Below are 13,726 nucleotides of genomic sequence, written 5' to 3'. Positions count from 1 at the left end.
CCCGTGCACGACCCACCCGGCAGCGACCCGCTCGTACCGTTGCGCTGCCCACCCTGCTCGCCGCAGCGGTGGAGAAGAACCCGGACGGTACAGCGGTCGAGTTCGGCACCCGGTCGCTCACCTATCGGGAGATCGACTCCCGGTCGTCCAGGCTCGCCCGCCTGCTCATCGAGCGCGGGATCGGCCCAGAGGATTTCGTGGCTCTGGCGCTGACCCGCTCGATCGAATCGGTCATGGCGGTGTGGGCGGTGGCGAAGACCGGTGCGGCATTCGTGCCCATCGATCCCAACTACCCAGCCGCCCGTATCACGCACATGGTCGACGACTCCGGGGTTCGGATGGGTGTCACGGCAACACAGTTCGAGGCGACGATGCCGGCGTCGGTGTCGTGGATCTCCCTCGACTCGCCCGATACCGAGGATGCGCTTCGGGGGCTGTCGGACGATCCCGTCGTAGCCGACGACCGGAGGGCACCGATTCGCCCGTCCACACTCGCGTACGTCATCTACACCTCCGGCTCGACGGGTCTGCCGAAAGGCGTTGCCGTCTCTCACGCCGGACTGGCCCCGTTGAGTTCCACTCAGGTCGAGATCTACGGCTTGGACTCCGATTCGCGCACATTGCATTTCGCCTCACCCAGCTTCGACGCATCCGTGCTCGAGCTACTCATGGCCGTGGGCGCGGGCTCGACGATGGTCATCGCCCCGCCCGGCATCTACGGCGGCTCCGATCTGGCCGAGGTGCTACGCAGCCACCGCGTCACCCATGCGTTCATCACCCCGGCCGCGCTGGCATCGCTCGATCCGGCGGAGGTGCCGGAGATGCGCGTGCTCGCGATCGGCGGCGAGGCATACACCTCGGAGCTGATGTCGAAGTGGGCACCGGGCAGGCGTTTCCACAATGTCTACGGCCCCACCGAAGCCTCGATGGTGTGCAACATTTCCCCTCCGCTGAACGCGGGCGACGCTGTACTGCTCGGGCCGTCGACGCAGGACATGGGATACCACGTTCTCGACGACCGGCTGCGTCAGGTGCCCGCCGGGGTTGCGGGCGAGTTGTACCTGACCGGTGCCGGCCTTGCCCGAGGATACAATCGCCGATTCGCGTTGACCGCAGCGCGATTCGTTGCCAATCCGTATGCCCCCGAAGGGAACTCCGCGCAGAGCCGGCTGTACCGGACCGGCGACCTGGTGCGTTGGCGAGAGACGGCATCCGGACGCGCCATCGAATACCTGGGCCGCAACGACTTCCAGGTCCAGATACGCGGGTTCAGAATCGAGCTCGGTGAGATCGACGCCGTTCTGACGGCGCAGGACGGGGTCGATTTCGCCGTCACCCTCGGGTACCGCAGTCAGACGGGCGCAACCGTTCTCGCGGCCTACGTACTGCCGGTGCCGGGCACCGAACTCGACCTCGACCGCCTGCTCGACGCGACCGGGCGCAGTTTGCCTGCGCACATGGTGCCCTCGGTGATCACAGCAATCGAGTCGATTCCGCTGACTCCCACCGGCAAACTCGACCGAGATGCTTTGCCGGAACCGGTGTTCGAGGCCGCGGAGTTCAGGGCCCCGTCGACCCCCACCGAACGCGTCGTCGCCGAGATCTTCGTCGAGCTGCTCGGAATCGAACGAGTCGGCCTCGGCGACGACTTCTTCGCCCTCGGGGGTAACTCCCTGATCGCCACACAGCTCGCAGCTCGGTTGGGTTCGGCTCTGGGCGTACATGTTCCGGCGCGCTCGGTGTTCGAGTCCTCCACGGTCGAGGCCTTGGCACAGGCCGCCGATTCGGCCGACGGCCAGGTTCGAGCCGCGCTCGACACGTCGAGGGAGCGGCCCGCGCGTATCCCGCTGTCGTCGGCGCAGCAACGAATGTGGTTCCTCAACCGACTCGACACCGAGTCGGCCCTCAACAATGTGCCGGTCGCGCTGCTGCTCCGCGGAGCGCTCGATGTGGACGCGCTGCAGGCCGCCGTGGGGGACGTGGTCGGGCGACACGAATCCTTGCGCACCGTCTACCCCGAAATCGACGGTGTCGGGTACCAACAGGTGCGAGACGAGGCCGAGGCGCACGCCGGGATGGACGCGGTCCGCATCGCTCGCGAGGACACTCTCGCTGCGGTCACAGAGTTCTTCACCCGGGGATTCGACGTCACCATCGAGACCCCGTTTCGGGTTCGGCTGTTCCGCATCACGGACCCGGCCGGCGCAGCACCGGAGTACGTGCTGGCATTCGTGGCCCACCACATCTCGGCGGACGGGCTGTCGATGGCCCCGCTGTCCCGTGATGTCATGACGGCATACCTCGCGCGGCGCAGCGGATCGGCCCCGCACTGGGCACCTCTTCCGGTTCAGTACATCGACTACACATTGTGGCAACTCGACACGCTCGGCTCCGAGTCGGACCCGAAATCTCTCGCCAGCAAGCAGATTCGATACTGGCAGCAGGCACTCGACGGACTGCCCGATCAGTTGGACCTGCCCTCGGACCGTCCGCGCCCACGAGTGGCGTCGGGACGAGGAGCGGTGGTGTCCTTCGAGATCGATCCCGAGCTGCATGCCCGAGTGCTCGAGTGTGCCCGGGCGAACGAGGCGACCCCGTTCATGGTGGTGCACGCCGCGTTGGCCGTCTTGTTGGCGACACTGTCCGGTACGGACGATATCGCCGTGGGAGCGCCGGTCGGTGGCCGCGGCGACGCCCGGCTGGACGATCTGGTGGGGATGTTCGTCAACACGGTGGTACTGCGAACTCGTATCAGCGCGGCCGCCGAGTTCACCGAGGTTCTCGACACGGTACGCACCGGCGACCTCGAAGCCTTCGACAACATCGATGTGCCCTTCGAGCGTCTGGTCGAGGTACTCGACCCGGTGCGTTCGCAGGGACGACACCCGCTGGTGCAGGTTGCCCTGTTCTTCCAGAACTTCTCACTGGGTTCGTTCGAGTTGCCCGATCTCGAGGTCGAGGCGTTCGGCTCCGGCGTGGCATCGGCAAAATTCGACCTGCAGGTCACCTTCACCGAGCGAGGCGACGGTGCGGGTCTGGCCGTCGAGTTGATGTACGCGACGGACCTTTTCGACGAGCTGACGGTGGCGTCGTTCGGTCGACGGTTGGTGAGCGTGCTCGATGCGGTGACCGCACGACCGGATGTGGTGGTCGGTGACATCGACGTTCTCGATTCGACTGAGCGCGAACAGATTTCGTCGCGAGGTGACGGCGAGAACGTGCCTGTCGATCCGGGCGAGGTGTTGCTGGACGGCTTCGATCGCGTGGTGGCCGAAACGCCCGACGCGGTGGCGCTGGTGTTCGGCGAGCAATCGTTGACGTATCGGGAGTTCTCGGACCGGGTGGATGCGACTGCGTCGTTGCTGCAGGAGCACGGTGCCGGGCCCGGTGTTCTGGTGGGGCTCGCGATGCGGAGGTCCGTCGAGTTGGTGGTCGGCATGTATGCCGTGCTGCGAGCCGGTGCGGCGTACGTCCCGGTGGATCCGGATCAGCCGATCGAGCGTAACGACTACATTCTCGGCACGGCGTCGCCGGTTGTCGTCCTGTCGACGGCGCGTGATGAATTCGTCACGGAGACAGTGATTCCGGTTGTCGACATCACCGACCCGCCGGAGCCGTCGGGGTCGGTGCTGTTTCCGCGTGCCTCCGGGGACGACCTGGCGTACGTGTTGTTCACCTCCGGCTCGACCGGTCGGCCGAAGGGTGTGGCGATCGAACATCGGGCGATCGTCAACCAGATGGTCTGGATGGCGCAGGAATACGGTCTCGATGCCTCGGATGTGTACCTGCAGAAGACGGCGACGACGTTCGATGTCTCGCTGTGGGGTTTCTTCCTGCCGCTGCGCACCGGGGGTCGGTTGATCGTGGCGGCCCCGGGCGCGCAGCGAGACGTCGAGGCCGTTGCGGCCGATATCGCCCGTCATGGTGTGACCGTGACGGATTTCGTGCCGTCGATGTTGACGGTGTTTGCCGAATCCGTTGCCGCGCAGTCCGTTTCCATGCTTCGGCATGTCTTCGTGATCGGAGAGGCCCTGCCTGCGCGGACCGTGGGGCTGTGCCGGGCGGTGTCGGATGCGCGGATACACAACCTGTACGGCCCCACGGAGGCCGCAGTGAGCATCACCTACCGCGATGTCACCGAGGACGCCGCGGCCGAGGGCTCGGTGTCCATCGGTGTGCCGGAGTGGAACAGCTCCGTCTACGTTCTGGACTCGCGATTGCATCCGGTACCGGCCGGCGTCCCGGGTGAGCTCTACCTCGCCGGGGCTCAGTTGGCGCGGGGATACGTCGCCCGGCCCGATCTGTCGTCCGAGCGTTTCCTCGCGAACCCCTTCGGTGACGAGGGTTCCCGGATGTACCGGACCGGCGATCTGGTGCGGTGGTCGATGGATCTCGGGCGGCTCGAGTACATCGGTCGCACCGACTTCCAGGTGAAGTTCCGCGGGCAGCGAATCGAGTTGGGGGAGATCGAGACGGCGTTGACGGCGTTGTCGTCGGTGAGTCAGGCCGTTGTGGTGGTCGCGCCGCTGTCGGTGGGGGAGTCGTTGGCGGCGTACCTGGTTCCAGCCGGCGGAGCCGATATCGATGTCGAGACGGTGCGGGCGGAGTTGGGGACGGCGCTGCCGTCGTACATGGTGCCGTCCGCCTTCGTGGTGCTCGATGCGCTACCGCTCAATCCGGCGGGAAAGCTCGATCGTCGTGCGCTACCGGCCCCGGAATTCCAGGCCCGTGAGTTCAGGGCTCCGCAGACACCGGTAGAGGAATCGGTCGCGGCGGTGTTCGCGGACGTGTTGGGCGTCGACCGGGTCGGGCTGGACGACGACTTCTTCGCGTTGGGCGGCAACTCGTTGCTGGCGGTGAAGTTGGTTTCCGAACTCGAGACCGCAGTCGGTGGTGGGGCGATTCCGCTGAACTGGTTGTTCGTCGACGCATCCGTGGCCTCACTCGCCGCGCGGATCGCGGCAGCGACAACGTCTCCGGTCGAGGGCGGCGAATCCAGCGGACTGGAGACGCTGATTCCTCTTCGGATCGGTGGCTCCTCGTCGCCGCTGTTCTGCATCCACCCCATCGTGGGGCTGTCCTGGGCCTTCGGCGGACTGTCGGCATACCTCGGCGAGGATCGTCCGATCTACGGCCTGCAGTCACCCGCCCTCTCCGGTGCCGAACCCCTGCCGGAATCCATCGAGCAGTGGGCTGCGCTGTTCGTGGACAGGATTCGCACCGTGCAGCCCTCCGGCCCCTACCATCTGCTCGGATGGTCGATGGGCGGACTGATCGCGCACGCCATGGCCGTGCAACTGCACCGTGATGGTGAGTCGGTATCGACACTGGCCATGATGGATTCGTTCGTCGCGGGCAACACCGATCACCGCGTGGACCGTCCCGTATCGGCCGGAGAGATGCTCGGCGGCCTGGGCCTCGGAGCAGACTCCGATATCGCCATCGGAGAGCTCACGGTCGATTCCGTGGCCGAACTGTTGGCCTCCATGCCGGCACCGTTCGACGCGATATCGCGCGAACGGGTTGCCGGGATACTCGAGGGGATCACTCGCTCGGCCGAGCTGATCGACTCGTATGTGCCCCAGCCGTTCGTCGGGCCGTCGATTCTCTTCGCGTCTGTCGTCGACGATCCGACGGGAGCCGTTGCAGCGTCATCGTGGAAGGACGCGGTCGACGGGGGCGTCACCGTGGTTCCAGTGCACTCGACGCACTGGCAGATGGCCTCGCAGTCCGCCCTCGCCGAGATCGGGCCCGTGTTGCAGACCGAGTTGGAGCGCTGACCCCTTCGAAGACCACCGGGGCCTGAGGACGCGATGTCCTCAGGCCCCGGTGGCTACCGAAAGCGCATTGTCAGCAGGGTGCCGGTGTTGTCGCCGCGTAATCGGGATCGAGCGCGGACTTGACCATGTACAGCGGCACGGGGTCCATGACCAGACCGATATGCGATGTCGTGGCGGACGGGCACACATCCTGAACCCACACGTTGTGCACCATCGACGGGTCACCGGACCGGAGGAAGGTGTTTCCGGGCGGAGTGGAGACAGTGTCGTTACGCGTCGCGATGACGGTGTACTCCACTCCTGGTTGGACATCTCCGCCGTCGTTGAGGCTCGCCAGCGTGGTGGAGCCGACCAACTGCTGTGCACCGGCCATGTTGTAGGTCAGTGGGGTGAGCGCGTCACCGGGCAGGCCGAGTGAGGTGAGCAGTTCGGAGAGCTGCTGCAATCCTCCGAAGGTGGTTCCGTGGTTGGTGGCACCGAGGGTCACCAGAGTGTGGACCTTGTTGCGAGTGGGATCCTCCGGATCGGTGCCGCCATCGAATTTCATGTACTGGCGCGAGGACGTACCGCCCTGCGAATGACCGACGAGATCGACCTGAGTGGCTCCGGTAGCCGCCAGGACCTCGTCGACGAATCGGCCGATCTGACGTCCCGATTCGGCGATATCGCCCGAACCCCAGATCGTGGTGGCGGGATCGAGCAGAAGCGAGACCCCGCCGTAGTTCGGCGCGAAGACGCAGTACCCTTCGCTCTTCAACTGCGGTGCCAGAATCTTCCACTCGGACGCATCCATCTTGGTTCCGTGCACGAGCACGACCGGGCGGGGGTGTGCGGCGCTGGGTACGCAACCGAAATCGTTGGCACCCTCGAGGGCCGGCGTATCGGAGATGGAGGTGCCGGTGGGCGAGGGTGCAGCTACCGCTGTACCCGCCCCGGTGAAGGACAGGGCACCGGCCACGGCGACGACAACCGCCATGGGCAATACTCTCGTGAACTTCTTCGGCATGGCCTCGTTCTCTTCCGGGGCGTCGGGTACGCCACTCTCGCCTGCATCTGTGCGACTCCGACCGTAACAGTCGGATACACAGCCGTAACAGGCGTGCTGGTCTCGAGTGCCGGTCGAGCAGGGGGTCGACCGGTAAGTGTGGCGGACATCACCAACCGAATGCGCCGTACCTGATACCTGCACGAAGCTCGCCGGCTCGGATGGCGACCGCACGCAGCCAATGCCCCCGCGACATCCCCGTCAGAGACGTCGGCAGCGCGGGATTACGCAGCAGCAATGCCATCCACCAGGAGGCGACCCGTCGCATCCCGAGAGCAGGGCACCCGCGCTGCCGATAGATGCCGCGAAGCTTGGCGAAGCCGTACCCGAGACGAAAGGACTGACGCAGTAGTGGGCGCAACTCCGCTCGAAGCCGATACGCCACCACCGCCTCGGCGCTGAATCCCAGGCTGTAGCCCGCTAGTTGCGCGCGCCAACCGAACTCCACGTCCTGGCTCGCCCTGAAGCGGTTGTCCATCCCGCCGAGATCGCGGTACACCGATGCCCAGCACGCCATGCTCGCGCCGATCGCGAACGGCAGGAAATTGGTGCGGCCCTGCTTCTCCGGCGGCACCGTCGGTGTCCACGACAGCTGCTGTGCACTGTTGAGCGTCTCGGTTTCCACGGCAGTGCCGACGACATCGAAGGACGGGGCCATGTCCAGGAGTGTCCTGAGCCAGTTCGGGTGCACCACGTCGTCGGCGTCGCAGAACGCCAACAGCTCGCCCGACGCCTCGCGCGCTCCGCAGTTGCGTGCATGACCGGCCCCGACGTCGCCCGAAGCATCGATCGATCTGAGCTGCAGCCGTTGCCGTAACGGGTGGTCGAGAACGTACGAGCCGAGGTGTTGGGCTCCTGTGTTGTCAGCCAGCAGTACGTCGAACGGACAATCGGTATCTTGATCGGCCAGCGCCTGCAATTGTGCGTCCAAGTACGGTTCGAGGCCACCGACGGGAATCACCACCGACACAGACGGATGCTCGGGCCGAGCCAGGTCGACCACGAGAACCTCCGATGCAGAAGACGGCCACCGACCATCGTGGGATCAGCCGGACGACGAAGCTTTCTTGTACCCGCGGATTGCGGGGATCAGAAATACCACTGCCATGCCGAGCGACCACGCAAGGGTGTGCAACACCGGCGTCAGAACCGGCCCGCCCATCGCCAGGTTGCGCATCGCGTTGACCGCGACCGACATCGGCTGGGCAGCGACGACCGGTTGGAGCCACGTCGGGTACGCGAGGACGGGTACGAAACCGGCGTTGAAGAACATGAGCAGCGTGGCGAAGATCGACACGACCTCGACCAGCGGTGCGTCCCCGGCGACGGTGGCCAGGAACGTGATCATCACCGCGAACCCGATGCCGAAAACGACCGGAATCACGATCAACAGGATGCCTGCCGAAATCCCCTGGGTGAATCTGAATCCCAACGCCACACCCGCGCAGGTGATGACGATGGTGGTGACGAGTACTCGAACCGCTTCGGCGATCATTCTGCCCAGCAGACCGGCGGCACGGTGCGTGGGAGTGGTCCAGAACCGAGACAACAAACCCGATTTCCGTTCGCCCTTGAGGCCGACCGCACTGACGATGGACCCGAACATGGCCCCGACCAGAGCGATCATCGGGACCTGGCCGTAGATCGCGGGGGATCCGGTGGCTGCGGAAATCGAGTTTCCGAGCACGACTCGGAACATGACCAGCATCAGCGCGGGGTACAGCAACGCTTGAATCATCGTCGACGGATCGCGCATCCATCGCATCAGAAGTCGCTTGGCCTGGATCATGCTGTGAAGCCCGAGCGCACGGATGGAGCCTTCGCGCAGAGCCATGTTCGGTTCGGGAAAGGTCAAGTTGGATACGCGGGGCGTGTTCACCGACGCTTCTGCCATCGTCATCTCGGGCTCGTCATTCCGGTCTCGAGCTCGCCCAGATGGCGAGCGGGACGAAGAACAGGATCAAGCCGGCCACCCAGGCGAGGGACGGCCACAACACCTGGAAGCTGACTCCGCCTTCGGCCATGTCTCGCATCGCGAAGGAGAACTGCGAGATCGGTTGATTGCGGACGAACGGTCGGATGAGTTCTGGAAATCCGCTTTCCGGAACGAACCCGCACGAGGCCATACCGAGAATGAGCTGGGGGAGGGTCAGCACCTGGCTGGTCGCCTCCGGACTCTTCGACAGTGTCCCGATCGCGTCGGCACCGATCGACAACGTGGTGCTGATCAGCATGGCGAGGGTGCAGAACAACACGGCCTGACCGAATCCTGCAGTGAAGCGGAAACCGATGACGTAGCCGAATCCGAGGGCCGATACGAGCGAGACCAGTGAGCGGACGACACCGCTCGAGATTCGCGCCACCAACGGGACACCGCGCACGACGGGCATCGTCTTCAAACGGGAATTCAGCCCGCTCATCGCCTCCGTCGATGCCCGCTGCGCCGCGGAGATAGCGGTGAACGCCATCGCCTGCAACACGATGATCGGCATAAGGAACTGTGCGTAATTGATGCCTTGCAGGCCCATCACGAACTTGAGGGGAAGGTAGAAACCGATGGTGAAGATCAGCGGAGCGATGACCGCGATCAGCAACTCGCCCTTGGTGAGCATCGTCCACAGTGCACGGCCGGTGAGGGCCTGCCACTGGACGAAGCCGGAGGGCCGTGTTCGAGAGCGCCGCTTGGGCTGCTGCTGCGTCGTCGACCCGGTCGCGGCTCGCGGTGCCGTGACGGCGTGCGACTTCGATACCCCTCGCGTCGTGGCCGTCATGAGCTCGAACTCGTCTGCGAATGCCCGGTGAGGGTGAGGAACACGTCGTCGAGCGAGGGCCGACGCAGTGCGATGTCGGCCAGTACGATTCCCGCTGCGTCGACCCGGCGCAGGATCTCGGACAAAGTGGCGGCACCATCGGGAGCCGGAACCGACAGTCGGTCCGACGACGCGGTGATCTCGGCGTGGACGGCCGCGGGAACCATCTCGCCCAGCGCGTCGGCGGCCGCGCGCAGCTGACCGGGATCGAGCGGTACCACCTCGCAGTAGCTGCCGCCGGTCATGGCCTTGAGTTGATCCGACGTGCCCTCCGCGATGACGGTGCCCTTGTCGATGACGATGATGTTGTCGCTGAGGACATCGGCTTCTTCGAGGTACTGCGTCGTCAACAGCACCGTGATGCCCTGCGATTTCAGTGCCTCGACCAACGACCACACCCCTTGCCTGCTGCGAGGGTCGAGACCGGTGGTCGGTTCGTCCAAGAACACCACCTCCGGCCGAACGACCAATCCGCAGGCGATGTCGATGCGGCGACGCATTCCGCCCGAGTAGCCGCGCACCGGACGCTTGCCGGTGTCGGCCAGGTCGAACTCGTCGAGCAGCGCCTTGGCGCGGGACTTGGCGGCCTTCTTGTCCAGACCCATCAGGCGGCCGAACAGTTCGATGTTCTCGCGGCCCGAGAGCGTGTCGTCGAGCGCCGCGTACTGCCCGGTCATCATGATCGAGCGGCGTACTGCCGCCGCCTCGGCGGCGACATCGTGGCCGGCGACGAAGGCGCGGCCGCTGTCGGGTGCGATCAGAGTGGACAGGACCTTCACCGTCGTCGTCTTACCGGCGCCGTTCGGGCCGAGGATGCCCAGAACGGTGCCCCGCTCGGCGGAGAAGCTGATGCCGCGCAGCGCATGCACATCGCCGAAGGACTTGTGTACGTCCTCCACGTGTACTGCTGCGTGCTGAGCTGACGACATCGAATCTCCGAGCTGTTGGGACGAATGGTGGGACCGGACCCCGAGGATCGATGGCCACTACTTGATACCGCAATTCCGCGGAAATGTTACCTGTGAGGCATGGCCGAGTGAGCTCCGCAGTCACCCCCAGTCGATATCGATACTGTCTTCGACATCGAGCTTTCGGCACAGTGAGCGCAATCCGCTGTAGTCCTGCACCAGAGCACGGCGACTGCTGTCCTGCTCTACATCGGCCAGCATCTGTTCGGCTCCGCGCACGCCCTCGAGTTCGAGAATGCGTCCCCAGGTGGAGAAATCGCTGCTCGAGAACGCATCCATGCCGTCGACGAGTCCGTCGAGAAACTTCTGTCGGTCGTTCGATCCGAGGCGTTCGAAGACGATCGCGGCCATGTCGTCGGCGATCGAGGCGTGGCAGTACTCATCGCGGTTGTGCAACTTCACCGTTGCGCGATTGATGGGCTGAATGACGTCGTCGTCCTCGATCAGGTCCAAATAGGATGTGATGGAGATCTCCGCCACTGTCATGAACGCCAGCGAGCTGATCGCAGCCGACCAGGGGTCCTCGCTGGTTGCCTGCGCCGTGCGTTGCCGACGCACAGTGGAGCTGAAGGGCAGGGCGCGCTCCGACAGGGCCCAACCGCGCCCCCGACGGGTAGCCGCGCTCGCGTTGAGGTGCATCAGAGTGTGGTACTGCTCGTCGACCATCGCCTGGGTCACCGCCACGGCGAGGGTATCGCCCATGCCGGTCTCGAAGGCGTCCTGCGCAAGAAGTGCGAAGCCGGGATGTACGACGTGCTGCTCGACGTCCATCACGTTCTTGTTGAAGGCGATCCACCCCCACGCGCGCAGGCGATCCTGTTGCTCGGGGCTGGCACCGGTGAAGGTGTCGTGCTCACCGAAGGGAATCAACGCATCGGGAAAATCCTGTTTCGAGGTATCGAACAGATCGTCCAGCTCGGGCTCGGGCTTCTTCACCGTTGCGCGTTGCGCCCAATTCTTGGCCAATCGTGCGACGACCGCGCTCTCCACGACATCGTCGGAGTCGAACTCCGGCAACGACGGCTGTTCCAACATCGAGTGCCTCGCCTCCGTGTTGTGTCGACCGAGTGTTGTGTCGACCGAGTGTTGTGTCGACCGAGTGTTGTGTCGACCGAGTGTTGTGTCGACCGAGTGTTGTGTCGACCGAGTGTTGTGTCGACCGAGTGCTTTGTCGACCGAGTGCTTTGTCGACCGAGCGTGTGTCGACCGAGTGGGTTTCGGACGAGCGGGGTCACCTGCGAGCGTTGATCTGCTTCGCGTTCGTGTGATTCCTGGTCATCGAACACCACCGCTGCCTCGAACGATACCGAACATCTCCGCGCACACGGCTCGATACCGATCGCCGCTTCCGCCGAGAGCAACCTCTGCCTCGCTCACCAGACGAGCGAACTCCTCCTCGGAGCCGGATTCGACGGTCTCGGTCAGTGCGCGTGCCGATCGGGCCAGAGCGGCTCTGGCCTCGGCGGCATACGGATTGCCTGCCTGAACATCCCAGTAGACCTCGGGTTCGCCGCCTGTGATTCGAGCGAGAACCGCCAGGAGAGTCGTGTGCGGGGGAGGTGCGACGGCATCGATGTCCACGAACGGCAGATCGAGTTCGGCCAGAGCGAGGCCGAACGCGAGGACGCTGGCGTGTGTCAGCGCCTGCGTCGCCGCCGCGAGACGATCGTGGCGTTCTGCGTCCAGCAGGACCACCCGGCCACCCCACCGCGCGATGCTGTCGAGAAAGTCCTGCACCGAGGGGCCGTCGCGATGGACGACTGCGGCCACCGGCCTGCCGGCCATCCCCAGCGACGGTGCGAACATGGGATTGATACCTACTACGTTGCCGCTCCGATTCCTCTCGCCCAGGTGGCGCGCGAAACCGGACTTGACCGACAAGGTCTCCACCAGCAGTGCGTCGGCGCGTACCGCAGACAGGTCCGCAGCGAGCGCAACGGACTCGGGAACTGCCAGAATCACCGTCGCGGCGCGCTGCAGTACCGCTTCCGTCTGCTCGTTCGGTGCAGTGATGTCGCCGATGGTCGCAGCGGAGGTGCCTTCCGGCGAACCGTCGTGTACGTCGACGACCGTCACGGGGATACCGTCCGCACGCACCAGGTCGACCAGTAGGCGGCCCACGGCTCCGGTCCCGCCGACCACCACTACCGAGTCACCGGAATCCGATTGCATCTGCGCGTTCATCGTTCGAGTATGTCAACGGGATGCAGCAGAGACCCAGATCGTGATGTCCGCATGGACCACCTCGACGCCGGCGGTGTCGCGGATCGAGACCGGGACGACGATGTCGAACCCCTCGGTGACGGATTCGAAAACGGGAACCGCGTCGAGTTCGGCCACCGCGCGCAGGGACGTGGTGGCCTTGGTCAGGTAGCGGACGTTCATCGACTTGGGAATCCAACGGTGCGTCGTCGGTACCGTGGCCTCGGCGAGCATGCCCATTGCTACTTCGGCCAGATTGCAGGCAGCGATGGCGTGGAACGTGCCGAGGTGGTTCCGAACTCCGAACCATTTGGGGGCGGTCACTTCGCAGCGACCAGGTTCGAGCGCCACCACCCGCGGAAGCACGGAAGAGAAGTAGGGAACTCGAAGGCACATCCCGACCGAGAACACGATGGAGCCTATTGTGTTGTTCGGTAGCTTCGACCAGGCGCGATAGGTGGCACCGGTGGTGTTCTCGAGAGCAGTCATGGCGCTACCTTACTGCTCGGTAAGATAATGCGAGGGACATCGTCGGACCCCGAGTTGATCTGTCGGGCAGACTGCGGCATACTGGTCGGGTTGCCTGGACACAGGGCGCACTTGCGTGCGGCCTGAAACAGGTGAGTCGGTCGCCAGGCCGACTGAGCACGAACATGAGACCAGCGTTCCACGTGAGCGCGTCCGGTACACCAGCTCGATCGGTGCGGATTTCGATCCATTCGGAAGTGGTTGAAGCGAAAGTTTCAACGCAGAAGAATGAGCGGAATCACGACACGCCCGACCGCGTGGACCGGAGAACCATGACAGATGAAGAGCGGCAACGGATGCAGGCCACGCCTGGGTCGTCAACGTTTTTCACTGTCGTGTGTGCACGAAGACAGTTCGAGTCGGTGGACTTTCACGGCTCGGGGACTGTGCAGA

Annotated in this window: 9 protein-coding genes; 1 reads left to right on the top strand and 8 read right to left on the bottom strand. The window is 64.8% G+C overall.

What is annotated here, in order from left to right; genetic code table 11:
- Nucleotides 1-68 precede the first annotated feature (68 nt).
- Entirely contained in the window at nt 69-5,780 is a 5,712-nt protein-coding gene (locus J1M87_RS21850) for a non-ribosomal peptide synthetase (RefSeq protein ID WP_307830899.1), read from the top strand.
- A 70-nt stretch (nt 5,781-5,850) separates the two neighbouring features.
- Here the strand turns inward: J1M87_RS21850 and J1M87_RS21845 are convergent, their stop codons facing one another.
- From J1M87_RS21845 to J1M87_RS21810, 8 genes are all read right to left on the bottom strand, one after another.
- A complete protein-coding gene (locus tag J1M87_RS21845) occupies nt 5,851-6,756 on the bottom strand; it encodes a triacylglycerol lipase (RefSeq protein WP_241257313.1) in 906 nt (301 codons plus the stop codon).
- Between the two features lie 178 nt (nt 6,757-6,934).
- Nucleotides 6,935-7,828, bottom strand: a complete 894-nt coding sequence (locus J1M87_RS21840; protein WP_206491883.1) for a glycosyltransferase family 2 protein — start codon at nt 7,826-7,828, stop codon at nt 6,935-6,937.
- Nucleotides 7,829-7,870: 42 nt separating this feature from the next.
- The gene (locus J1M87_RS21835; protein ID WP_206491882.1) at nt 7,871-8,725 is read right to left on the bottom strand and encodes an ABC transporter permease; all 855 of its coding nucleotides are present in this window, start codon (nt 8,723-8,725) and stop codon (nt 7,871-7,873) included.
- Nucleotides 8,726-8,735: 10 nt separating this feature from the next.
- Complete coding sequence (locus J1M87_RS21830) at nt 8,736-9,596, bottom strand: ABC transporter permease (protein ID WP_206491881.1); 861 nt, start codon at nt 9,594-9,596, stop codon at nt 8,736-8,738.
- The gene (locus J1M87_RS21825) at nt 9,593-10,564 is read right to left on the bottom strand and encodes an ATP-binding cassette domain-containing protein (RefSeq protein ID WP_206491880.1); all 972 of its coding nucleotides are present in this window, start codon (nt 10,562-10,564) and stop codon (nt 9,593-9,595) included. Before J1M87_RS21825 ends, J1M87_RS21830 begins: the two co-directional genes overlap by 4 nt.
- A gap of 120 nt (nt 10,565-10,684) precedes the next feature.
- The gene (locus J1M87_RS21820; protein ID WP_206491879.1) at nt 10,685-11,638 is read right to left on the bottom strand and encodes a diiron oxygenase; all 954 of its coding nucleotides are present in this window, start codon (nt 11,636-11,638) and stop codon (nt 10,685-10,687) included.
- Between the two features lie 240 nt (nt 11,639-11,878).
- A complete protein-coding gene (locus J1M87_RS21815; protein ID WP_241257312.1) occupies nt 11,879-12,787 on the bottom strand; it encodes a prephenate dehydrogenase dimerization domain-containing protein in 909 nt (302 codons plus the stop codon).
- A 12-nt stretch (nt 12,788-12,799) separates the two neighbouring features.
- Nucleotides 12,800-13,294, bottom strand: a complete 495-nt coding sequence (locus J1M87_RS21810; protein WP_206491878.1) for a hotdog fold domain-containing protein — start codon at nt 13,292-13,294, stop codon at nt 12,800-12,802.
- Between the last annotated feature and the right edge of the window lie 432 nt (nt 13,295-13,726).

This window comes from Rhodococcus sp. KRD162, from assembly GCF_017168335.1.
Lineage (GTDB): Bacteria > Actinomycetota > Actinomycetes > Mycobacteriales > Mycobacteriaceae > Rhodococcoides.
This window is presented reverse-complemented; position numbering and strand designations above follow the sequence as displayed.